The sequence below is a fragment of the Vibrio sp. CB1-5 genome, assembly GCF_059412285.1.
On the sequence record NZ_JBJHPB010000004.1, the window covers coordinates 141,725 to 164,943 of the forward strand.

General features: G+C 45.4%; 18 protein-coding genes and 2 pseudogenes. 8 read left to right on the forward strand and 12 right to left on the reverse strand.

The features are described 5' to 3' along the window. Window positions 1-12: 12 nt before the first annotated feature. The 4 genes from ACJB0T_RS04525 to tal all read right to left on the reverse strand — a co-directional run bounded on the left by ACJB0T_RS04525 (window position 13) and on the right by tal (window position 4,728). Complete coding sequence (locus ACJB0T_RS04525) at window positions 13-1,077, reverse strand: diguanylate cyclase domain-containing protein (protein WP_479293747.1); 1,065 nt, start codon at window positions 1,075-1,077, stop codon at window positions 13-15. 19 nt (window positions 1,078-1,096) lie between these two features. Continuing rightward, window positions 1,097-1,549, reverse strand: coding sequence for a putative pterin-binding protein (locus tag ACJB0T_RS04530; protein WP_479293746.1), 453 nt, complete (start codon window positions 1,547-1,549; stop codon window positions 1,097-1,099). 154 nt (window positions 1,550-1,703) lie between these two features. Beyond that, a complete protein-coding gene (gene tkt / locus ACJB0T_RS04535) occupies window positions 1,704-3,695 on the reverse strand; it encodes a transketolase (protein WP_479293744.1) in 1,992 nt (663 codons plus the stop codon). A gap of 82 nt (window positions 3,696-3,777) precedes the next feature. Then, the gene (gene tal / locus ACJB0T_RS04540; RefSeq protein ID WP_112462527.1) at window positions 3,778-4,728 is read right to left on the reverse strand and encodes a transaldolase; all 951 of its coding nucleotides are present in this window, start codon (window positions 4,726-4,728) and stop codon (window positions 3,778-3,780) included. Between the two features lie 439 nt (window positions 4,729-5,167). Here tal and ACJB0T_RS04545 point away from each other — a divergent pair, with 439 nt between their 5' ends. Further along, complete coding sequence (locus ACJB0T_RS04545) at window positions 5,168-6,166, forward strand: sugar-binding transcriptional regulator (RefSeq protein ID WP_479293742.1); 999 nt, start codon at window positions 5,168-5,170, stop codon at window positions 6,164-6,166. Here ACJB0T_RS04545 and ACJB0T_RS04550 read toward each other — a convergent pair. Continuing rightward, window positions 6,163-7,053, reverse strand: coding sequence for a LysR family transcriptional regulator (locus tag ACJB0T_RS04550; RefSeq protein WP_479293740.1), 891 nt, complete (start codon window positions 7,051-7,053; stop codon window positions 6,163-6,165). The genes ACJB0T_RS04545 and ACJB0T_RS04550 overlap by 4 nt on opposite strands. Before the next feature lie 105 nt (window positions 7,054-7,158). Between ACJB0T_RS04550 and ACJB0T_RS04555 the strand changes: the two genes are divergently transcribed. Next, the gene (locus ACJB0T_RS04555; RefSeq protein ID WP_042495493.1) at window positions 7,159-7,680 is read left to right on the forward strand and encodes a lactoylglutathione lyase family protein; all 522 of its coding nucleotides are present in this window, start codon (window positions 7,159-7,161) and stop codon (window positions 7,678-7,680) included. A gap of 89 nt (window positions 7,681-7,769) precedes the next feature. On the opposite strand, the gene ACJB0T_RS04560 is transcribed toward ACJB0T_RS04555, so the two are convergent. The 4 genes from ACJB0T_RS04560 to moeA all read right to left on the reverse strand — a co-directional run bounded on the left by ACJB0T_RS04560 (window position 7,770) and on the right by moeA (window position 11,043). Beyond that, window positions 7,770-8,603, reverse strand: a complete 834-nt coding sequence (locus ACJB0T_RS04560) for a sulfurtransferase (RefSeq protein ID WP_479293737.1) — start codon at window positions 8,601-8,603, stop codon at window positions 7,770-7,772. A 104-nt stretch (window positions 8,604-8,707) separates the two neighbouring features. Next, a complete protein-coding gene (locus tag ACJB0T_RS04565) occupies window positions 8,708-9,016 on the reverse strand; it encodes a hypothetical protein (protein ID WP_479293735.1) in 309 nt (102 codons plus the stop codon). Between the two features lie 32 nt (window positions 9,017-9,048). Then, window positions 9,049-9,798, reverse strand: coding sequence for a molybdopterin-synthase adenylyltransferase MoeB (gene moeB, locus ACJB0T_RS04570; protein ID WP_479293733.1), 750 nt, complete (start codon window positions 9,796-9,798; stop codon window positions 9,049-9,051). 9 nt (window positions 9,799-9,807) lie between these two features. Continuing rightward, the gene (gene moeA / locus ACJB0T_RS04575) at window positions 9,808-11,043 is read right to left on the reverse strand and encodes a molybdopterin molybdotransferase MoeA (RefSeq protein WP_479294555.1); all 1,236 of its coding nucleotides are present in this window, start codon (window positions 11,041-11,043) and stop codon (window positions 9,808-9,810) included. A gap of 204 nt (window positions 11,044-11,247) precedes the next feature. Here moeA and folE point away from each other — a divergent pair, with 204 nt between their 5' ends. Both folE and ACJB0T_RS04585 read left to right on the forward strand, forming a co-directional pair. After that, window positions 11,248-11,901 (forward strand): GTP cyclohydrolase I FolE, encoded by a 654-nt coding sequence (folE, locus tag ACJB0T_RS04580; RefSeq protein ID WP_479293731.1) that lies wholly within the window; start codon window positions 11,248-11,250, stop codon window positions 11,899-11,901. A gap of 194 nt (window positions 11,902-12,095) precedes the next feature. Continuing rightward, a complete protein-coding gene (locus tag ACJB0T_RS04585; protein WP_479293729.1) occupies window positions 12,096-14,147 on the forward strand; it encodes a hybrid sensor histidine kinase/response regulator in 2,052 nt (683 codons plus the stop codon). A 59-nt stretch (window positions 14,148-14,206) separates the two neighbouring features. On the opposite strand, the gene cqsA is transcribed toward ACJB0T_RS04585, so the two are convergent. From cqsA to clcA, 3 genes are all read right to left on the reverse strand, one after another. Then, window positions 14,207-15,388 (reverse strand): alpha-hydroxyketone-type quorum-sensing autoinducer synthase, encoded by a 1,182-nt coding sequence (gene cqsA / locus ACJB0T_RS04590; protein WP_479293727.1) that lies wholly within the window; start codon window positions 15,386-15,388, stop codon window positions 14,207-14,209. Window positions 15,389-15,611: 223 nt separating this feature from the next. Further along, a complete protein-coding gene (locus ACJB0T_RS04595; protein ID WP_479294553.1) occupies window positions 15,612-16,574 on the reverse strand; it encodes a TDT family transporter in 963 nt (320 codons plus the stop codon). Between the two features lie 116 nt (window positions 16,575-16,690). Further along, complete coding sequence (gene clcA / locus ACJB0T_RS04600) at window positions 16,691-18,094, reverse strand: H(+)/Cl(-) exchange transporter ClcA (protein ID WP_479293726.1); 1,404 nt, start codon at window positions 18,092-18,094, stop codon at window positions 16,691-16,693. A gap of 555 nt (window positions 18,095-18,649) precedes the next feature. On the opposite strand from clcA, the gene ACJB0T_RS04605 reads away from it, so the two are divergent. From ACJB0T_RS04605 to ACJB0T_RS04620, 4 genes and pseudogenes are all read left to right on the forward strand, one after another. Next, complete coding sequence (locus tag ACJB0T_RS04605; protein WP_479293724.1) at window positions 18,650-19,645, forward strand: CobW family GTP-binding protein; 996 nt, start codon at window positions 18,650-18,652, stop codon at window positions 19,643-19,645. A 172-nt stretch (window positions 19,646-19,817) separates the two neighbouring features. After that, window positions 19,818-22,100: a multiheme c-type cytochrome gene (locus ACJB0T_RS04610; RefSeq protein ID WP_479293722.1), complete on the forward strand. Its 2,283-nt coding sequence runs from the start codon at window positions 19,818-19,820 to the stop codon at window positions 22,098-22,100. 109 nt (window positions 22,101-22,209) lie between these two features. Further along, window positions 22,210-22,795 (forward strand): annotated as a pseudogene (locus ACJB0T_RS04615) (AAA family ATPase); the annotation flags it as partial. A 65-nt stretch (window positions 22,796-22,860) separates the two neighbouring features. Beyond that, a pseudogene (locus ACJB0T_RS04620) lies at window positions 22,861-23,208 on the forward strand (AAA family ATPase); the annotation flags it as partial. Window positions 23,209-23,219 lie beyond the last annotated feature (11 nt).

Genomic DNA, 23,219 nt, shown 5'->3' on the forward strand with positions numbered 1-23,219 from the left:
GTATTCACAGCGTCAGATCAAGTCTGTTTCTAACGGTCTTCTTGATAGCTGTGTTAAACGTTCTAATAGGTGGTCATTTTCCAAATCGGGATCATAGATCACACTGACATCCAATACTAATGTCATATCAGACAAATCAACGGGTTGAGAGAGCGCATTCTTTAATTCTCTAAGGTGGTTATTACCGCTAGATTTATTATTTTTTCTGTGCAGAATAATAAATTGGGCGCCACTATAGCGGTAAACACGGTAGTCTGAATCAAAGATAGACATGATTCGTCTGGCGGTCGCTTTAATGATGATGTCGCCGTAATCAATACCATAGCGCTGATTGACCTCAAGTACATTATGCACACGGATTGACAGCAATTCGTAGCTTTTCCACGAAGAATGGTGTTTGATATCTTCGTTTAGCGACGCTCTATTGAGCGTGCCTGTTAGCGCATCGTTACGCTGAATTTTCTTCCGTAGGCTTGCATCAAGCCAAAACACGTATGAAATAAACGTTACCAGCACCACGAGTGTAATAGAACTCGTTTTTTGCAATGTCAGTAATTTGTCTAATTCGCTGCGATACTGCTCGGCAATCGGGTTTTCTATTCGAAACTTATCATTGATAAAACGGATGATTTGGTCGAAATTTAATTGAATCCTTTTTAGTAAAGGTAGCCTTAAGTCTGGTTGTTTTGCGGTAAGTTGAAGCGATTTTTCTAAGTTTTTGAACTTATTAAAGTGCTGTTCAAAAAAAGACCGATAGTTGGCTTGAGCAATGAATCGGGAGGATTCTTTACTATTCAAAATAATATCAAACCGGCTCCATGTTAGATCGTACGCTAGGTTTACCTTAGCGTTGTCATAGGGTGTGATGCTAACTTGAGTAATGAGATTCGAATACTCTTTTACCAATTGTAGAACAAACCAGGTTGCTTCATTTTTGCGATCCGATAGATCAGCATTAATGCTGTTAATGCGGTCGATAGTGAATAGGTTGACCATGAGTACTAGCGACGTAAGCAAGACAAGAGTAAGCTTGGTAATATTTATGGGTATTTTGTTAATGATTGACTTGAGCATCATGATGAATCTCCGAAATGCTTTAGTATCTTATTTCTTTAAGTTGCCAAATCATCTTTGCGTGGTAATCGGTATTGTTAATCTCTGGGTAGTCGGTTAAGGGGAAGATAAGCCAGAATGGTCCTTTATCTCGTACGGGCATTATTTGGCCATTCTTTCTGTTGGCGATAATAGGTTGGTAGTTTTTGATATCCTCAACCGCAACTTCAATTTGGTAATCGTTTAAGGCTACCAAGGTAATCGATTCAGGTATTGGAGTCTTCATGTGATTGAAAATATCTGCCACTTGAACACCAGTAAATGACGTCACTCCTTCTATCCAGGGTAACTCCGTGGCGATCTCTGTTTGTGGGAACTCTGAAAAGTCTCGGTCGGACAGTGTTTTAATAGTGATACCATTGCTGACAAAACTAAGTTGAGCAGCATTAACTGTGAATATGAATGAAGCCAGAAGAAGTGTGATCCATCGAGTCATGAGTATATTTCCCTTTATAATTGATTATAAGAAAAGTCTAGGATTGTGTTTTGTCGCGTCAAGGAAAAACGCGTCGAAAAGTAGCAATGAAAAAGCCGAGCCCTATGGGGACTCGGCTAAACTTATGTTTAACGGTTGACGCTAAAACGACTATTTATTTGAGAACAGTTTTCGCAGTGCTCACGACATTTTCTGTAGTGAAGCCAAACATCTTAAATAGTTCACCTGCAGGTGCAGACTCACCAAAGGTAGTCATACCAACGATCTTGCCACCAAAGCCAACGTACTTGTACCAGAAATCGGCAATACCCGCTTCAACTGCAACACGTGCAGTCACGCTCGAAGGCAGTACAGACTCGCGGTATGCTTCGTCTTGCTTGTCGAACACATCCGTAGCTGGCATAGAGACCACACGTACTTTCTTGCCTTCTGCAGAAAGCTCAACTGCTGCGTTAACCGCTAGCTCAACTTCAGAACCTGTTGCGATAAGAATTAGCTCTGGCGTCCCTTCACAATCTTTCAGTACGTACGCACCTTTTGCGATGTCAGCCACTTGCTGCGCGTCACGTTCTTGCTGGGCAAGGTTTTGGCGAGAGAAGATAAGCGACGTAGGACCGTCTTTGCGCTCAATTGCAAATTTCCAAGCGACTGCTGATTCAACTTGGTCACATGGACGCCATGTGCTCATGTTTGGCGTTAGGCGAAGTGATGCCATTTGCTCAACAGGTTGGTGCGTTGGACCGTCTTCACCAAGACCGATAGAGTCGTGAGTGTAAACTTGGATGTTTTGCACTTTCATTAATGCAGCCATACGCATTGCGTTACGTGCGTATTCCATGAACATAAGGAAAGTTGCACCGTAAGGAACAAAGCCGCCGTGAAGCGCGATACCGTTCATGATCGCTGTCATACCAAACTCACGAACACCGTAGTGAATGTAGTTGCCAGACGCATCTTCTGCAGTAAGAGACTTAGAACCAGACCACATAGTTAGGTTGGACGGAGCAAGGTCAGCAGAACCACCTAGAAACTCAGGTAGCATTGCACCAAACGCTTCTAGTGCGTTTTGAGACGCTTTACGAGAAGCGATGTTCGCAGGGTTTGCTTGAAGATCAGCAATGATTTGTGTTGCTTTCTCTTCCCACTCAGCGGGTAGTTCACCATTTACGCGGCGTTTGAATTCTGCAGCCAACTCTGGGTAAGCTGCTTCATACGCTGCAAGTTTCTCGTTCCACGCTGCTTCTTTCTCAGCGCCCGCTTGTTTCGCATCCCACTTAGCGTAAACGTCTGTCGGAATTTCAAATGGGCCGTGCTCCCAACCTAGTTGTTTACGAGTTGCCGCAATTTCGTCTGCGCCTAGAGGTGCACCGTGACAGTCGTGTGAACCTGATTTGTTTGGTGAACCAAAGCCGATGATGGTTTTAGTACAGATAAGCGTAGGTCGCGGATCCGCTTTAGCAGCTTCAATCGCTGCATTGATAGCATCAGAATCGTGACCATCTACTGCTGGAATAACATGCCATCCGTATGCTTCAAAACGTTTAGGTGTATCGTCTGAGAACCAACCTTCAACTTCGCCATCGATTGAGATGCCGTTGTCATCCCAGAATGTGATGAGCTTGCCAAGGCCTAGTGTGCCAGCAAGAGAACACGCTTCGTGAGAGATTCCTTCCATCAAACAGCCATCACCCATAAATGCATACGTGTAGTGGTCTACGATGTCGTGGCCGTCTTTGTTGAACTGAGCCGCTAGTGTTTTCTCAGCCAGCGCCATACCCACTGCGTTTGTGATGCCTTGACCTAGCGGGCCTGTTGTCGTCTCAATACCAGGCGCATAACCATACTCTGGGTGGCCAGGTGTTTTCGAGTGAAGCTGACGGAAGTTCTTTAGCTCTTCAATTGGCAGCGCATAGCCTGTTAGATGAAGCAGTGAGTAGATCAACATAGAGCCGTGGCCGTTTGATAGTACGAAACGGTCACGGTCAGCCCATTCTGGGTTAGATGGGTTGTGGTTTAGGTGTGAACGCCAAAGTACTTCAGCGATATCAGCCATACCCATTGGCGCGCCAGGATGACCAGAGTTTGCTTGTTGAACGCCGTCCATGCTCAAAGCACGAATAGCATTAGCGAGATGTTTACGATCCATAATACATTCCGAAAAAATTGATTATAAAGAAAGAAAATTGAAGAGGGGAACGCAAACGTTCCCCTCTAGAAAATAATGTGGATTAAAGCTTAGCTTCAATCATCGCCTCAAGTTTGCCTTGGTCGATAGCAAAGTTGCGGATGCCCTCTGCTAGCTTCTCTACCGCCATTGGGTCTTGGTTGTGCTCCCATAGGAACTCAGCGTGAGTCATTGCTGCAGGACGCTCTTTAGAGCCTTTAGAGTCAACTAGCTTCTCAACAACTTCACCTTGTGCTTCTTCTAGCTCAGCAAGCAGTTGTGGGCTGATCGTTAGGCGGTCACAGCCAGCGAGCTCAAGGATTTCACCTGTGTTACGGAAGCTTGCACCCATAACGACTGTGTTGTAACCATGGTCTTTGTAGTAGTTGTAGATGCCCGTTACAGAAATTACGCCTGGATCTTCTGATGCTTCGAAGTCACGACCTTCTTTCGCTTTGTACCAGTCCATGATGCGGCCAACGAAAGGAGAGATTAGGAATACGCCTGCTTCAGCACACGCACGTGCTTGAGCGAATGAGAATAGAAGCGTTAGGTTACAGTTGATGCCTTCTTTTTCTAGGATCTCTGCTGCGCGAATGCCTTCCCAAGTAGAAGCTAGCTTGATAAGGATGCGGTCGTTTGCGATACCTGCATCGTTGTACATTTTCATTAGCTGACGGGCTTTTGCTACGCTACCTTCCATATCGTAAGAAAGACGAGCATCAACTTCTGTTGAGATACGACCTGGGATGGTTTTAAGAATTTCTTTACCGATGTTAACCGCAAGCATGTCGCAAGTGTCTTGTACTTGCTGTGCTTTGTCGTCGCTTTGAGATTTCGCATACTCGATAGCTTGGTCGATAAGAGGTGCGTATTCTTCGATCTGCGCCGCTTTTAAAATCAGAGAAGGGTTAGTTGTTGCGTCTTGTGGTTGGTACTTGCGAATCGCTTCGATATCGCCAGTGTCTGCAACAACAGTAGTTAGTTTGCGAAGTTGCTCTAATTTATTGCTCATCGGTTCGTTCCTATTCTAGAGGGCAGAGAATTTGAGACTTAGCCTCGAAATACAAATGCTAAACAGCGGCTCAAAGATTCACTTTATCCTCAACACCGCTAAAAGACTGTTTGGTCACAAGGGTCTACAATTGCCTGAACATTTGCATCACTCGTGAGTAAATGTTGAAGTCATATTTACCCTATGTACGATTAAAGTCAACCAAATACTAGTACAAAATCTGTTATTGCCAGGGTTATTTTCGGTTTTTGCTAGCTCGCACAAATTTGTGGAGCAAAGATAGTAAACGTAAGGGCTCTGGGCTAGTTTAGGTGGTGAAAGGTTCCGTTGAGAAATTGTAATGAAGGTGAGCGAATGATATGGTGTCGATATGTTTGAGCATATGATTGAGCTATGAGCCAATGCTCATTTTTATAAAATCCTTGTGGTAAATGCATCGATGAAGAATGACAACAACGAAACCAGCAATGACTTACTGACCGAAATCGCGGTGGCCTACTATCAAGACGGGGCGACACAAGAGGAGATATCGAAGAAGTTTGGTGTTTCTCGTGCCAAGATTGGCCGTTTACTTAAACAAGCTAGGGATGAAGGTATCGTTGAAATCACGGTTAAGTATCATCCGGTCTACAGTGCCAAGATTGAACAACGACTTATCGAACGCTTTGGCATCAAACGTGCCCTGATTGCACTCGATCAACCGGATGAAGAGTCGCAGCGTATGCAAGTGGGTGGCTTAGTATCCAACTATTTGGCTCAAACTCTTCGAGGCGGTACGGTTGTCACGGTAGGGCAAGGCCGAAATGTGTCGGCGGTTGCTCATCATATGGGGGTTATTGCCCCCCGCGATTGCAAATTTGTATGTGGTATCGGTGGCATCCACCCAAGAGGCGGACGCTTCAATGCAGACCATATCTGCCGTCAATTAGCGAAAAAGTATGGTGGTACTTCCGAGACACTTTATGCGCCTGCTTATGCTGAAAACCGCGATCAGAAAATGGCCTTTATGCAGAACGCTACCGTAAAGCAGACACTGGACCTGGCTCGCAAAGCGGATGTGGCTGTGGTTGGTGTCGGTGACATGAGCGAAAATAGTTACATGGTGGATTTAGGCTGGTTCACAACTGACGAAGTGGTTCAGTCTCGTTTGAATCAGGGCGTTGTTGGTGATTTCGCTGGCTACGACTTTTTCGATATTCAAGGAAGAGCGGCCAACACTGTGATGAGTGACCGTGTCATCGGATTAGGGCTTGAAGAGTTTCGCCGGATTTCAGAAGTGATCGCGATTGCGTCTGAAAACAGTAAGCCAATGGCACTGCTTGGTGCGCTGCGCACAGGTGTTATCGATGTCGTTGCAACAAGCGTAAGCAACGCACTGACAGTACTTAACCTAGATGAACAGATGCTAAGTCTGCCAGACAGCCCACAACAAGATTAGGAAAATTCCGTCTCTTTAATGACATCAAGTAGAAATGAATAGCGCGCCGCTAGCCGTTTACGTTTCTTCTGCACAAAGTATAGGGGCTCACTCACGAGCTCCACTGTCTGCCAGATATCCACTTTCTTTTTATACTCTGAATACTCGATAGCCACCTTAGGCAGCACGGTGATGCCGATTCCCATTGCGACAGGTTGTAAGATTTGGCTATGCTGATTGATATAGCTGACTTTTCGAAAATCTTGCCACTCGGCATCTTCGAGTTCTGCAAACCCACTTTGATCAATCAACTTTTGCAAATAATACTGAGCATCAGGGTGGTCGATAACACCCAACTGCTCTAATGCCTCTCGTGGGCTGAATTTTGAGACAGCAGACTTTGAGCCAATTAGACACAACTCTAGTTGCCCTAAGTGCTCTGCGGATAGATCTGGGTGCTGTGGTACTGCAGTAACAATGCCAGAGTCTATGCTGCCGTTGGTGACACTTTCTATGACGCGTCGATTAGGAGCGGCTTCGATGTTCACTCTCAAGCCTGGGTATTGAGTCTGGAGATGAAGTAGTTTTGGATAAAGCGCCGTGCTTATCGCGCCAGATGCCGAAAAACTGAGGCTCCCAGATTTAGGATCATCGTATTTGAGCTTTTCCAGTAGTGAAACTTCTCGCTTGGCCAATTCACACGCATAGTCGTACACCAGTCTACCTTGCTCGGTTAGCTCAAAAGTTTTTCCTTCCCGAGTTATCAACTCAGCTTTGAGGCTAGCTTCAAGCTTTTTGATGTGCTGGCTAACACCAGGTTGAGTCATAAACAGCTTTTCAGCCGTTTGGGTAAAGTGACCAATCTCTACTAGAGTTTTAAACGTATTAAGCCAAGTTGTGTTAATCATACACTCTACATTTGATAACAAATCCTTATTGCTTGAAGAGTATATGATAAATAACGACGAATCCATCAGAAGTATCTTATTCTCAACGAGAGAGGGACACCACTCATGACTTCACCCAATACCAACCACACATATCCACGTACTTTTAGCCACATTGGGATATCGGTTCCCGATTTGGAAGCTGCCGTGAAGTTTTACACCGAAGTGTTGGGCTGGTACTTAATTATGCCGCCAACCGATGTCACCGAAGACGACTCCGCCATTGGGGTCATGTGTACCGACGTATTTGGAGAAGGGTGGAACCATTTTCGCATCGCACACATGTCGACGGGCGATCGCATTGGTGTCGAACTGTTTCAATTTGATAATCAAGAAAACCCAGAGGATAACTTTGAGTACTGGAAAACGGGCATTTTCCATTTCTGCGTACAAGACCCGGATGTGGAAGGGCTCGCTGAGAAAATTGTCGCTGCAGGTGGCAAGCGCCGCATGAAGGAGCCGCGCTATTACTATCCGGGGGAAAAACCGTATCGCATGATCTATATGGAAGACCCGTTTGGTAATATCCTTGAAATCTATTCGCACAGTTACGAGCTGCACTATTCGAGTGGTGCTTACACGGGCTGATTGAGCATCAACATTTGGTGTGTTTAGTGAACAAAAGCGCCGCCCTTGATGGGCGGCGCTACAATGATCATTGCTCCCAAGAACGGTAATTACACCTCTAACGGTAAGTCGGTTCTTTGTCCCCATTCCGTCCACGAGCCATCATAGACTGACAAGTTGGTGTACCCACAAATATAAGCACCAAGAGCTAGAATGCATGCCGTTACACCTGAGCCACAACTGAACACTAAATGCTCGCGTTTACTGCCACTGATGGATGCAAACAGAGGTGCTAACTCTTCCTGAGGCTTTAATGTACCGCCTTCCATAAGTTCGGCAAATGGCAAACAGACTGCGCTAGGAATGTGGCCGCTGCGTACGCCTTCTCTAGGCTCTGGAGTTTCTCCCTTAAAACGAGCCAGAGAGCGAGCATCGACGATGCGAGCATTGCGCTTTTGCGCGTGGTCTAATACTTGCTCTGCCGATAAAAAATAGTGTCTGTCGAGCGATTGAGATAGCTCAGCAGGCTGTGGCGTTGTATAGTCACTATCTACTTCGTACCCAGACTCTTTCCATGCCGGAAGTCCGCCAGAAAGCACGTACACCTTCTCAATACCTAATGACTTTAACATCCACCAAGCACGGGGTGATGCGAATGTACCAGAGTTGTCATACACGACGATGGTGCTGGAGGACTGTATGCCAAGATCCGACGCGAGAGTATTAAAACGCTCAGCCGATGGCATCATGTGTGGCAGCGTGGCGTCTGGATCGCAAAATACCGTATCATAGTCAAAGCGCTGTGCCCCTGGTATGACGCCGCTTTTGTCTTTTTGCGGCTCAAGAGGAATTTGAAACTCGATGCTGGCATCAAGAACTATGGTGTTAGGGTTGGCGGCAAGTTGTGAGTGAAGCCATTGGGGAGAGACGAGGGTGTTGGTCATAAGCCACTTCCTTATTATTGTTTTATTCCTTGTTTTTAGGATGCAGGCTAATCGCGGCGATGTCTATACCCGCTTTCTTGGTACAAACTGAAGTGTGAACATGGTCAGCGTGGTAAGCACTGCCCAAGTTGGTAGGTGTTCGCCTTGCCTAAGGAAGAAGAGGTGACGTTGAGTTCGACTTGTGAGCCGACAGGGCATAAGGAGTGTTGATTGGCAACCAATCTTGTTGTCGAGCCATCGGCAAGCTTCACCACCATATAGTGACGATTGCCATCAAGCGATTGAGTAAGAACATGGCTTTGCACAGTCGCAGTCACTGTGCCGTCGATAGTAGGGCTGGTTACCTTAAGTAACACCAACAATAGGCTCACGCCAGCGATAAGAAGGATAAACGCGATGGCGAATGGTTTCATGCGACGTACTCCTTTGTTGGTGTCGAATAGAATTAGCTACAGACGGGGCATTGTTTAGATTTAGGCAGTCCCATCTCGCGCCAGCTTAATGTGAGTCCATCAAATAGCATCAACTTGGCGACTTTCGGTGTTCCATAGTTGGCAATGACCTTGATGGCTTCCAGTGCTTGGGTTGCCCCAATGATCCCGACAATAGGCGACATTACACCCGCTTCAACACAGCTTAGGCTGGTTTCTCCAAACAGTGCGCTCAAACAGCAATAACATGGTTGCGTGCTGTCTTGATAGGTAAAGACAGAAATTTGTCCTTCCATACGAATTGCCGCGCCGCACACCAAAGGGATTTTATGTTGGTAACACAGACGATTAAGTTGGTTGCGCGTTTCCACGTTGTCCGTCGCGTCTAGCACAAGCGTATGTTTGATGATTTGCGCTTCAAGCTCGTTATCGCTCAAACGTTTGTCAAAGGCGTGAACGATGAGATGAGGGTTGAGCTTCTCTAACGCTTGCCTTGCTGAGTCCACTTTCTTCAGCCCAATGCTAGCGTCATGATGCAGTACTTGGCGCTGTAAGTTTGATAATTCGACCACATCATCATCTACTAAGGTTAAAGTGCCAACGCCCGCAGCAGCAAGATATTGGCTGGCAGCACAGCCGAGGCCGCCAGCACCGATGATAAGGATAGAAGATTGCTTGAGTGCTTCTTGACCGTCAAAATCAAAGTTTTTCAGAATGATTTGACGGTTGTAGCGAAGCATTTCTTCATCAGTAAGAATATCCAAAATCACCTCTTAGAACAGTGTTGGATTGAATAATTGGATTTGTACAGTCTCCCCAACTTCTACTGAGCCGCGCTCGCGCTCCAACACGACAAAGCAATTGGCTAGACTCATTGAGCGGAATGCACCAGAGCTTTGGTTGCCGGTCGTTTCGACAACAAACTGGCCGTTTTCAATACGATAGATACCACGCTGATAATCGGTGCGCCCCGGCGCTTTTTTGAATGCGCTGCGAGTGATAGCTGGGATAGATTCCGGTGATTTCCACTCGCTGTTACCACCCAGTTTAGCCAGTAGTGGCTGAACCAAAACATACATAGTCAGTACAGCCGAGACAGGGTTGCCTGGAAGGCCACAGAACCATGCACTATCAAGCTCGCCAAACGCAAAAGGTTTGCCTGGCTTAATCGCAAGTTTCCAAAAGCCGATTTGTCCAAGCTCTTCAAGAATATCTTTAGTGTAGTCAGCTTCGCCAACGCTTACGCCGCCTGAGGTGATCACCACATCGGCCATTTGCTGCGCTTTTTCAAAGGTCGCTTTTAATGTCTCTTGGCAATCAGGAATGATGCCTAAGTCGATGGCTTCACATCCAAAGTTTTCAATCAGTGGTTTAATGCCGTAGCGGTTGCTGTCATAGATTTGACCCGGCTCTAGCTCGCTACCAAGTGGTTTAAGCTCATCACCAGTGGAGAAAAATGCCACCTTGGGTTTGCGATACACGTTAATGTGGCTAATGCCAAGCGTTGCAATCATTGGGATATCTCGCGCTGTTAGGCGAGCACCTTTATTCAACACTACATCATTAGCACGAATATCATCACCAGTCGGGCGGATGTTCATGTTGGTTTTGATGTTCGGCTGATCAAAGGTGATAAGGTCACCGTCGGTGGTGGTATTTTCTTGCATGATCACCGCGTCACAACCGGATGGGATTTGAGCGCCAGTCATAATGCGAATGGTAGTTTGCGCTGGCCACTCACCTTCAAAAGGGGCGCCAGCAAATGATTTTCCAACCATTTTCATGGTGGTCGATTGCTCGAAATCACTAAGGCGAATGGCATAACCATCCATTGCTGAGTTATCAAATGGTGGGACATTGATTGGAGAGAGAATGTCTTCTGCCAATACATACCCCAGCGCTTCAGCAAGCGGCAATGTAATGGTATCGATAATTGGCGTGATTGGTGTGAGCATTTTATTCAATGCTTCTTCTATAGGCATCAAGCCCGGTGCGTCGCAGCAACCCATAAGATAAGTCATCCTAATTGAATCTTTAAAACCAATTGACTGTAACACATTTTTGCTGGCGAATGGCTTATCCCTTTGGATAAAAGCGACGATTTGAACCGCAAATCATTGCAGTTACAAAGCAATACGGAATTTGTGGGTGTAATTAGCATTAAATCCGAGTATCCTTGTCTGCCCTTACGGGAGTTAGTGCGAGGATGTAAGATGTCAGGTTTAAGTGAATCAGCAAAATTGGTTAAAGCAGCGTTATCAGAGCGCGGTTTGGAAACACCAATGTTGCCAAATGAAGTGTCGAGAGAAGAAAAGAAAGAACGTATTGAACACCATATGCGTGAGATCTTAACTCTACTTCAATTGGATCTTGCCGACGACAGCTTGATGGAAACACCACACCGCATTGCAAAGATGTACGTGGATGAAATCTTCTCTGGTCTTGATTACCAGAACTTCCCGAAAATCACGGTTATCGAGAACAAAATGAACGTTAGTGAAATGGTGCGTGTTAAAGACATCACGGTGACCAGCACTTGCGAACATCATTTAGTGACCATTGATGGTAAGGCTGCAGTGGCGTATATCCCACGTGGTAAAATCATCGGTCTATCGAAGATCAACCGCATTGTCAGATTTTTCGCTCAGCGCCCACAAGTGCAGGAGCGCATGACACAGCAAATTCTAGTCGCTCTGCAGACACTACTCGAAACAGACGATGTCGCGGTGACTATGGACGCCGTTCACTACTGCGTGAAGTCACGCGGTGTGATGGATGCGACCAGCGAAACAACAACGACGGCATTAGGTGGAATTTTCAAGTCCAATCCCGCAACGCGGCATGAGTTTTTGCACGGTCTTAGATAAATAGTTTTAATCAGCGCCTTCTAAATGAGAAGGCGCTGTTGTATTTGTAAAAGGTTTTCGTTCATACTATTGATTACATAAAGGGTTTAATTAGAAATAATCGGCATTTCTATAATTGCATTGCAACGAATAATCGCAATATGAAGACTAAAAGCATAATAAGCCGTGGCTATTCTTTCTGTTGGACTAGGTAGATGAACAGACTTCAAAAGATCTACAACTACGCTGAGCCTAATATGTCGCTTGTGGTGATAATGGGGGGGGCGGGGTTCCCACTCTATTATTGGGTGTGGGAGTACTTGTTTCCGCAAGCGTATGAAAACTTGGGCTTGAGGCTTCTTTGTACTGCCTCAGTGCTTGTGATGGCGTTTCGGAATCACTTTAGCAATCGAATAAAAAAACTCCTTCCAGCCTACTATCTTTTTGCGATGGGGTTGTGCCTTCCGTATTTCTTCTTTTTTATGATGCTGATGAATGGTTGGTCAGACGTTTGGGTATTATCCTTCATGTCGTCTATTTTCATTCACATCTTACTCGTGCACGATACTCGAATGATGTATATGCAAGCCTTTGTTTGTGTGGCTTTGGCGAGCCTAACCGCTTACCAAATTAAAGGGCCAGAACTAAGTTTTGCAGAACATCAATCGTTTCTACCTATTTTTGCGTTTACTTACGTGTTTGGTAATTTATTTTACTTTCGTAATCAAGTTGAACACGAAGCCAAAGTCTCAATTGCAAAGTCTTTTGGGGCTGGGATCGCTCATGAAATGCGAAACCCGCTTAGTGCACTCCTTTCTTCGTTTGAAGTCGTACGCTCGATAGTACCTAGCAGTAATTCATCTTACCGAAATTCACATCACTTGAATGCTCAGGAAATTCAAATTCTCAATGACATTATTGAAGATTCGATGAAAGTGATTTGGACCGGAAACGAAACGATTGACTTACTATTAACCTCTATCGACCAGAATAGGGTTTCTACCTCAACGTTTTGTAAACATCGAGCCAAAAAAGTTATAGAGAATGCGATTGATAGCTATAGCTATAAAAATGCCACAGAAAAAAGACTTGTTGCTTTGGAAATGGATAAAGAGTTCGAATATCTAGGCAGTGATACCTTGCTCAAGTATGTCATCTATAACCTGTTGAAGAATGCCTTCCGTCATCGTGGCACGGGTCGTTTCAAAATCACGGTATCTTCAAAAAAAACGTCCGATGGCTACAGTGTATTTATCAAAGATACAGGGCAGGGTATCGAGCCGCAGCTTATTAAGAACATTTTTGAGGATTTCTACACGACAGGTAAAAATGGAACCTTTGGCCTTGGTCTGTCGTTCTGTAAGAAAGTGATGAAATCGTTTGGCGGCAGTATTGTATGTCGCTCTGAATTTGGAGAGTGGACCGAGTTTGAGCTTGTTTTCCCAGACAGCAACTCGACGCAAGTCGCCACAATTAAACAGGAACTTATGAAAGCGAAATCGGTGCTGTTTATTGGCAGTGAGCAAGGTGTATTGGGAAGCGATATTAGACAAGTCGGGCTTGAAGCGGATTTAAATTTGACTCAAAAGTCTCTTGTTGACGCTGTCGAGTTGGAAGAGCATCAGTTTGAGTACAACCTTATCGTCATTGATGGTGCTCTCGATGCTGCAGGTTGGGCGCTTATGTCACGCTTAGAAGGTAAGCTCAGTTTTACAGAGGGGCGTATAGCGTTTATTCATGATGAACACTCTTCTCGTAACCTGTATTTCCAACGATATGTGGATGTTCAGTTGTTTAGCATTCAGAAGTTTGTACAAGATCCATCTGCAGCTGTCGATTATCTGCTATTTGATGATTTTGATGTTGAGCAGCCGGCGCACTCATACAATGAGATTTCGACTAAGCGTACGGTCATGATTGTTGACGACAACCACTCGCTGCGTTCCATCACTAGCATTATGCTGGAAAAGCAGGGGTTGCATGTTATTCAAGCAGAAAACGGTCAGAAAGCTTTGCAAATATTGGAAGAAGAAGACGTCGATTTGATCTTAATGGATATAGAGATGCCTGTTATGGACGGACTCACTGCGACAAGGCGTATACGTCAGTCGGAGAGCCACTATGCTTCGATACCTATCGTTGGTTATACCGGCGATAAGAGTGATGAGACAGTGGTCAAGATCAGCGAGTACGGTATGAATGACTATCTTGTTAAGCCGACGCCAAAAGATGAGCTTATAGATAAAGTAGCCACATGGATTTACTGATTCTTGTTTGAAAAAGAGCGCCAGTTTGAGCGCTCTTTTCTGATCTAAGATATAAATCACTACGAAAAAGAAAGATCAGGGTTATCCCATGCCCTTTGGCAGACCTCGAGTACGCGATTCAGCTCTGCTTTACTGTGACCCGAGTTAATCGAAAATCGAATTAAGTGCTTGCCGTGCGGTGTTGCTGGTGGGCAGAATACCGAACCAAATACTCCATTTTCCTCAAAAAAGTTTCTAATCTTTAGTGTGTTATGCACGTCCCCGGTATCGATACCAAAGATTTGTGATTCGCTATCGATATCAAAGCCAATTGAGCGCAGCCCTCTGTTCAAATAGTCCGCATTTTTCTTTAACGTACGCCTAGCTTCGTCGGCGTCTACAATCACGTCGAATGTTGCGTTCAACCGATCCATCTCATAAGGCAGCATGGCGGAACTGAAGATGGATGGAAACGCCAGTAGCGGGACTAAGTAGGCGGTCTGTTCATTGGCCAAGATAGCCCCAGCCCGGTAAGCAAAGGTTTTAGCAAGGCTGGCAGTAATGAAGTCTACATGCTCTGTGAGTCCAAGCTCCGCGACTAATCCTGCTCCGTTTGGACCGTGTGTACCTATAGAGTGGGATTCATCCACGACTAACGCACAGTCATACTTGTAGGCAAGTGATACCACGTCGACAAGTGGGGCGATAGTACCTATGGTGCTATAGATAGAATCGACTAAGATGATACCGGAACCATGGCGCTTTAATTGTCGCTCAAGATGACGCATATTGTTATGCATGAACATATGAACCTCTGCGCCAGCAATTCTAGCTCCCTCCCACAGCGACGCATGGGCGAAGAAATCCACGTAGACATTGGTATCTTTATCACATATGCCCTGTAGTAAGTCGATGTTAGCGTTCCAACCAGATTGGGCGACGACACAGCGATCGAAGCCGGTTAGTTTCGCGAGCTTCTCTTCGAAAATGGGTTGATTTTCAGCGCCGCGTAGCAGAGCGCCCGACATGAGAAGGCTCTGATCATTGTCACGAATAGCTTGGATATGGGCATTTTTAATCGCATCGTTATTGTGTAAATCCAGATAGTCATTTGTCTGCATCACAACGTCACCTGACTGAGGCGGCATACCGAAAATGATAGGTTTATGGTCAGCGAGAATATTAATTCTATCTTCGATGATTGCGTCGAACTTCTTAGTGATAAAATCTGGGAGAGACTTTTTGATCTGAGTTAGTTGCATAGCAGTTATTCTCTATAAAAATTGATTTATATGTCGGCCGATGCATTTATTTATTGCCGACGAGAGAATACCTGTCACTATTGAATATTTTATTATTTGTTGCTGATTGCAAAATGAACTATATTGGGTGGGAATAGTTTTATTCTGATTATACCCGTTGGGAGTCTAACTGGTTGATAATCGTATCGTTATTTATAAATTCTGACATTATTATCAAATAAAATCAATGCTTACTTGCTAGCTCTGGCCAATACATTTTTACAAATCCAATCGTGACCCAAGCAACGGCTAATGAAGCGACTGATAATTCCAAAAATCCAAAATTATGTAGCCAATGCCATTGTGGATGTTCTGCCTCAAAGAACGTAGTTAATCGGTGCATAGCGATAGAGCTAATCACAGATGGAAACGTAATAGCGGCGATGGACGGCTGAAACTTCAAACGCAATAATCGAATATAGCAGAGATAGATTAACATCGTCATTGTGATTGCTATTCCAGCTAGCGCACCTGTGAGTATAGGATCAGGCTCGGAGAAGTTAACCAAGTATGCGGATAATGTGAGGTTGATCGGCGCAGCCATGATGGCCAGAGTAGGTCTTGCACGCTTAGGTAACATCCCTTCAAAGACCAATCTATAAAGGACCAGTGGCAGCATAAAAAAGTAGATGGTGATACAAACAGATGCGATGGTTTCTGAATAAACAGTATGACCAAATTGAGTGCCTGCGAGCGAACTGCTTATTAAGCCAACCGGATATAGAAACCAGCTTGGTACTATATTTGATATGCGAAAGTTTTTTAATTGGTAATAAAAAAACAAAATGGCCATACAGATATGTAACGTTAACGCGGCAAACCAAAGTGGATAGGCAATTAACGGAAGAATGACCGCGAGATAGTCACATAAAATGAGTAGAGCCATACTCATCGGCGCCATTAAGCTACCGGTAAGGGGATGTTTAATGTCCGCAGAAAAAATATGTCTGTTGAGAAGATATTTAATCAGTACCGGAAAAAGTAAAAGTGCACCAAGAGACGCTAATATTGGTTGCACGTTTTTTCCAAATTCTGGAACATAGAGTGCCCATGCATGCCCAAGACCAATCATGCCAAGCGCAAGGGATGCTTGTGATGTGGGCACATTGTGGAACTGTGTAAGGCGCTTTAACGAGGCAAGGCTAATGGTCACTGAGGGCTCTCTTAGATATCCATATCAATCGACGGCTAGAGCATAGCAGTCTAGCCGTCCGATTATACATGCTTTTTGTAGAGACGAAACCATCACCACAGTTTGTAAGGTTAGTTTGTTTCTTTTCTCGGCAAATCTTCCTGACGCAGCTTTTCATTTTTTAGTGTTCTGTGCAGCAATTGGCTGTAAATTGGTTGGCCACCAAGCATCTGCGCGACGATCGTTGCGCCTAGGCCTGTAATGATAAGCGGTAGAATGAGATGGTAATTGTTCGTCATTTCAATCACCAGCAAGATGCCAGTAATTGGCGCGCGCACGGTAGCAGCGAATAGTGCGCCCATGCCAGCAATAGCGAATACACCCGGTTCAATAGGCAATTCAGGAAACAGTGAATGTGCGACTAAACCAAAGGCATAGCCAAACGATGTACCCAAGGCTAGCATAGGCGCGAATATTCCTCCGGGTGCGCCAGAACCAAAGCAAATCAGCGTGGTAAGAACTCGGCCAATAAACAAAAGAATGAGGACACCCGCACTAAAGCTACCATTGGTTATCTCCGGTATTAAACCAATGCCTCCCCCTGTCAGCTCAGGTACGTATAAAAGTAGCAAACCGAAACTGCCACCGATCATTGAGCCGGTAAACAAAAATCGTTTCAGATCGTTTTTGTGGATACGCACAAACATATCCTGAAACAGTGTGACCAGCCGATTGAACACAACCCCAAAGCCACCAAACAAAGTACCTAACAATAGGAATAACCACAGGACGGTGAGATCCGGCGAGTCATATTGCGGCATCGTAATTACTGCATGCTGGCCATTAATAGAGCGGAATACAATGGTAGCCGTCACCGCAGAGATGAGTACCGCTTTGATGGAAATAAGCGAGTAACGAAAGTGCGGGCGCATTTCTTCAACAACAAACATAATGCCAGCGAGGGGTGCGTTGAAAGCAGCCGCAAGGCCACCGGCAGCGCCAGAGGCAAGTAGTGTATGTCGACTATCATCGTTTTTAACTCGAAACAGGTCGGTTACCATACGGCCAATGTTGCCACCCATCTGAACCGTTGGCCCTTCGCGTCCCAATACCATTCCGGAGCCAAGGGCGCCCAAGCCACCAAAGAACTTAACTGGCAGTACACGCCACCAACGAACAGGGCGCATGTTGTCCATTGCTCCTTCAATTTCGGGAATACCGGACCCGGCAGCTTCGGGGGCAAATTTGTGCACCAAAAAATAGCCGATGAACGCCAAAAATGCGCTAATGACAAAGGCGAGCAGCCATAGAGGCAGTACAGAACCTATTTCATCTTTTAGCCAGTCAGTGCGAGTTTCAGTGACAAAGTGCACACCAATCTCAAACAAGGTACCGACGAGCCCGGCCAAGATACCAACTACGCAGGAAAGCAGTAATACCGAGATAGGCGTTTTATCGCTAGAGAGAAACTGATTAATCGTTCCTTTTGGTACGCGGGCGAGTAACGATTGTTTTATTTTCTCTCTTTTGGTCATAGGGATGGGTGCCTGTATGGGGGAATGAATCTTCAAGGTTGAAATTATACGACCTAGCAAAATTGGCAATAGTGGTAAGAATGAAAAGTAGTATTCCACTTATCACTACTTCTTATGCTCTGGTGCGAAATTTCATCAATGCTCGACCATTTTGACGTAAGTTCAAAAGCGTCACTTATTTTTAGTAGAGAGCTTGAAAAAAGTCATTTTTGTACCATAGTTAAATCGTAGGGTTCATATTCGACAAACACGGAGGATTCCAATCCCTACCTACAATTTGGATGTACAACTTAAGAAACACATACTACTGCCTCGTTTTTATATCTCAGCCGATAGACTTGGTTCAGAGATTCGCAAACTCACGATTGAGTAACGAGGGATCAAGGCGCGCGCAAAGTGCGCCTTTTGTCTTCTATAGAAAACCACTCACTCTCCTCAGATGTCGCTTACCATTACCACTCACCATTAGATGGCTTTCGTATATCAGTACCGTGGCTAGAATAGTGCAGCGCGTTAGGTATATACTTTGGTGATTGACAGACATCGAGTAAGACAATGAAAAATCAAATACCTACCAACATCATCACTGGGTTCCTTGGCGTAGGTAAAACTACGGCCATTCTCAATTTACTAAAAGAAAAACCGCAACATGAGAATTGGGCTGTATTGGTCAATGAATTTGGTGAAGTCGGTATTGATGGCGCCATGATGGCAGAAGGCGGAGCCATGATTAAAGAGGTTCCGGGTGGTTGTATGTGTTGTACTGCGGGAGTGCCCATGTCGGTGGGTATTAATGCTCTGCTAAGACAAAAACCTGATCGCCTGATTATCGAACCAACAGGCCTTGGTCATCCTAAGCAAGTGATTAAAACGCTAACCTCAGAACAATACCAAAATTACATTGATTTGAGAGCGACCATTGCGCTGGTGGACCCACGTAACTTGTCTGATGAACGCCACCTTGAAAACAACAATTTCAACGATCAACTTGCATCGGCAGAGGTTATCATCGGCAATAAGGTTGATGAGTGTAGTGCACAAGATATCGACGTATTCAATGATTGGGTAACAGATCAGCAACCCGCGAAAATGTTCCATAAACTGGTGAAAAACGGCCAACTTCCTGTTGAATTATTGGATCTTGAAAGGCGAGAGGTCTTGGCGGAGGAAAATGGTCATGCTCATCATCACGACCATGACCACAGCGACTTAGAACCCGTATTTGAACTGCCACCGGAGAAGCCATATATTCGCCGTGAAAACCAAGGGCAAGGCTATTTCAGCTGTGGTTGGATTGTTGGTGAGGAGCACAAGTTCAATTTCGACGAGCTGTTTTCACTCTTTAGTGACCTTAATGCGGAGCGTGTCAAAGCCGTCGTCAACACCGATAAGGGCTGCTTCGCATTCAACGTCGCAAATCGAGTCGTGTCCGTTAATCAGATGTCACTTGAGGGCTATGAATCACGCATTGAGGTTATTGATTCGCAATTGATGCCATGGGAAGACTTAGAAGGCATTCTATTGAGGTTATGTGGTTTGAACGGCGCATAATATTGCAATCAGACACTGAGCATTGCAGATGACTTAATGAGTGAGGCGAAATGCCTCTCTTTTTTTGTGTGAAAAATGAGTAAATCCGCTGGTGAACTTTGCCGGACGTTCATTCTAGACTATTGTTATTATTGAAATAACAATAACTTGCAAACAAGCAAAGGAATGTCGGATGAGCGTAGTGTGTCGGGTGGTAAGCGCTGTGGTTATGCTGCTGGTAAGCGTAAGCTCCTATGGTAATGAAACGGATTTTTCGACGACGAGCAGCATTGAAGCAACCTATGTGGGAAGCGAAGCCTGCATAGAGTGCCATCAGAAAGAAGTAGAACAATGGAAAGGGTCCGATCACGAACGAGCCATGGATCACGCTACCACGCAAAGTGTCTTGGGAGATTTCGACAACGCCACGTTTGAGTTTAAAGGTAAAGAAAATCGATTTTTCAAAAAAGGAGAGCAGTACTGGGTCAACATAGAAGGACCAGATGGCCAGTTCCACGATTATCAAATTACCTACACGTTTGGTTACTACCCACTTCAACAGTACATGGTTGAATTTGACGATGGACGTGTCCAGTTAATCCCCTTCACATGGGACTCTAGAGGTAAAGCACAAGGCGGCCAGCGTTGGTATCACCTCTATCCGGATACAACGAGCAGCGATGAGTTCTACTGGACAAATACTGGGCAAAACTGGAATTTTATGTGCGCTGATTGCCATTCGACTAATTTAAAAAAGAACTACGACAAAGAGGGTAATCGATATTCGACAAGCTGGTCAGAAATAACCGTGGGCTGTGAGGCTTGTCATGGCCCGGCAAGTTTACATATTGAGCTCTCTAAGCAAAATAACCCAAACCAATTTAGCTCAAGTAGTCACTATGGCTTCGATCGCGACCTTTCCAAAGCCGTATCCGAGTGGGTCTATCAAGGGGGAAGTTCTACTCTTAAACCAAAAGCCATTAAGGACACACAGCAAGTCAAAGTATGTGCTCAATGCCATAGTCGTCGAGTGCAATTGTCTGAGCAGTACGACCACGTGCAAGGAGATATCTTTGATAAGTACCTTGTCTCTAATCTAACGCCTGAGCTATATCATTCAGATGGTCAGATTTATGATGAAGTGTATGTCTTCGGCTCGTTTGAACAATCTAAGATGGCACAAAAGGGCGTAACCTGTACCAACTGTCACGAGCCCCATTCAGCCAAACTTAAGATTCCAGAACAGGCCGTTTGTGCTCAGTGCCACGTTGCTTCGGAATACACACCAGAAAAACACACCTTCCATGAGGCAGGTAGCGAAGCGAGCCAATGTACAACCTGTCACATGCCGGAGACTACCTACATGGAGGTCGATCCACGACGCGATCATAGTTGGCATGTACCTAGACCGGATATGAGTAAACACATCGGCACGCCTAACGTTTGCTCTTCTTGTCATGAGGACAAGGGGACGGATTGGGCCATTCAAACGTTGGCACAGTGGTTCCCAGATTCGAATTATCAAAACAGTCAGCATTATGGGATTGCATTTTATGCTGCAGATATTGGTCACCCAGCGGCGGCCGATGCGCTTTCCTATATCGCGCAAGACATTAACCAAGCATCGATTGTAAGGGCGTCAGCATTACAAAGAATGGCGAACTACCAAGGGCAAAATAGCTTAATCGCGCTGGGTAGAGCGGTGAAAAATAGTGAGGCAATGATTCGAATTGGTGCTATTCAAGGTAGTGCGCCTTATCCAGCTCATCAACGTTGGCAAATCATTGCACCGTTGCTTGATGACGATGTTCTCGCTGTTCGTGCGGAAGCTGCTGGTGCGTTAGCGCAGTATTGGCGAGAGCTTAACCCCCTACAAAAAGATCAACTTAAAGCGCCACTGCAAGAATACATTGATATTCAGCAATACAATGCCGACCGTGGTTTTGGGCGCACCAATCTTGGCAATGTCTACGCCGCTCAAGGCAAACCAAAGCTCGCGATTGAAGAGTACCAAGGGGCGATTGCTATTGAGCCCTATTTTGAGAACAGCTACATCAATCTCGCCGATCTGTATCGAGGTCAGGGTGACGAAGCATCGGCGGACAAAACACTCGCGCTTGGGATCAAAAACCAACCAAAATCGGCTGCTATTCATTACAGCGCTGCGTTGTCAAAGCTTCGTCAAGGCGACAAAACCATGGCTAGCCAACTACTTGATAAGGCGACACAGCTAGAAGCCAATAATCCGCAGTATTGGTTTGTGTATGGGTTAGCGATGGAAACGGCGGATGTTAACGTCTCACTCAAAGCGGTTGATAAGGCCTATCAGTTGAGTAGAAATCCAGAGCATCTGTTTTCTAAGTGCGACTTAATGCTCAAGCATAAGCACCAAGGTGCGGCACAGTGTCTCAATCAATTGTCGAAGTTAGCACCACCAGAAGTTATACAGCAGCTAAAATCACGCTATCAACCGTGAAAAAGCATTACCTCTATAACCAAAAGTTATAGAGTGACTAAGTAGTATTAAGTCAATTATTGAGGTCTATTCATTTAAACGAAGACGAGCAAGCAAAAGGTGTGAACCCATGAATCAAGCGCAAACAGAACTTAACCGCCTAGTGACAGAAGTGGGAAAATCAGTGATAGGCCAACAACACGTGGTGACAGCACTGGTGGTTGGCTTGATTACCAACGGCCACATCTTGCTTGAAGGCTTGCCTGGTACCGCAAAGACTCGCTCAATTAAGTCGCTGGCCGAGCGTTTGAATACCAGTTTTGGGCGTATTCAGTTCACACCAGACTTACTCCCTTCCGATGTTACAGGTACCGAGATATATCAAGACGTGGATGGCAAGCCCCAGCTTCATTTTCAAGCAGGCCCCATTTTCAATAGCATCGTTTTAGCCGATGAAATCAACCGTGCCCCTGCAAAAGTACAAGCAGCACTCCTTGAGGCTATGGCGGAAGGTACAGTTACAGTGGGTGGTGATAGCCATAAATTGCCAGAGCTGTTTATGGTGCTGGCAACGCAAAACCCGATTGAACAAGAGGGTACTTACCCACTGCCAGAGGCGCAGATGGATCGCTTCATCATGAAAGTTACGGTGGATTACCCAGAAGATGACGCTGAGCGCGATATCATTCGATTGGTACGAAATGAGGAGCGCGCAGTAGGTGGGGCTGACAGCTCGAAGCTAACAGATGAATCGGAGTCAGTGACCATTTCTACCGATTCCGTGTTTGCCGCGAGGCGTGAAATGCCAGAGATTGAAGTTTCAGAACTGGTTGAAAACTATATTGTTAACCTTGTTATGGCGACAAGACAGCCTGAGCGCTACCCAGAGTCCTCTCTCGCCGATTGGATCCTCGTCGGCTCATCGCCACGTGCTTCTATTGCTCTAGATAAGTGTAGCCGTGCTTATGCTTGGTTACAGGGTCGTAATTATGTCGAACCTGATGATGTAAGAGCGGTCGCTAGTATGGTACTTGGCCATAGAATTGCTTTGTCCTACAACGCACTGGCTGAACAAGTGACACAGCAAGATGTTGTTAATCACTTGCTTGATGTTGTGGCTATTGGCTAAGTCGCTAGAGG

Coding starts and splice junctions, on each gene's coding strand:
- ACJB0T_RS04525 (WP_479293747.1), bottom strand. CDS start 1,077: ATGATGCTCAAGTCAATCATTAACAAAATACCCATAAATATTACCAAG.
- ACJB0T_RS04530 (WP_479293746.1), bottom strand. CDS start 1,549: ATGACTCGATGGATCACACTTCTTCTGGCTTCATTCATATTCACAGTT.
- tkt (WP_479293744.1), bottom strand. CDS start 3,695: ATGGATCGTAAACATCTCGCTAATGCTATTCGTGCTTTGAGCATGGAC.
- tal (WP_112462527.1), bottom strand. CDS start 4,728: ATGAGCAATAAATTAGAGCAACTTCGCAAACTAACTACTGTTGTTGCA.
- ACJB0T_RS04545 (WP_479293742.1), top strand. CDS start 5,168: ATGAAGAATGACAACAACGAAACCAGCAATGACTTACTGACCGAAATC.
- ACJB0T_RS04550 (WP_479293740.1), bottom strand. CDS start 7,053: ATGATTAACACAACTTGGCTTAATACGTTTAAAACTCTAGTAGAGATT.
- ACJB0T_RS04555 (WP_042495493.1), top strand. CDS start 7,159: ATGACTTCACCCAATACCAACCACACATATCCACGTACTTTTAGCCAC.
- ACJB0T_RS04560 (WP_479293737.1), bottom strand. CDS start 8,603: ATGACCAACACCCTCGTCTCTCCCCAATGGCTTCACTCACAACTTGCC.
- ACJB0T_RS04565 (WP_479293735.1), bottom strand. CDS start 9,016: ATGAAACCATTCGCCATCGCGTTTATCCTTCTTATCGCTGGCGTGAGC.
- moeA (WP_479294555.1), bottom strand. CDS start 11,043: ATGGGTTGCTGCGACGCACCGGGCTTGATGCCTATAGAAGAAGCATTG.
- folE (WP_479293731.1), top strand. CDS start 11,248: ATGTCAGGTTTAAGTGAATCAGCAAAATTGGTTAAAGCAGCGTTATCA.
- ACJB0T_RS04585 (WP_479293729.1), top strand. CDS start 12,096: ATGAACAGACTTCAAAAGATCTACAACTACGCTGAGCCTAATATGTCG.
- cqsA (WP_479293727.1), bottom strand. CDS start 15,388: ATGCAACTAACTCAGATCAAAAAGTCTCTCCCAGATTTTATCACTAAG.
- clcA (WP_479293726.1), bottom strand. CDS start 18,094: ATGACCAAAAGAGAGAAAATAAAACAATCGTTACTCGCCCGCGTACCA.
- ACJB0T_RS04605 (WP_479293724.1), top strand. CDS start 18,650: ATGAAAAATCAAATACCTACCAACATCATCACTGGGTTCCTTGGCGTA.
- ACJB0T_RS04610 (WP_479293722.1), top strand. CDS start 19,818: ATGAGCGTAGTGTGTCGGGTGGTAAGCGCTGTGGTTATGCTGCTGGTA.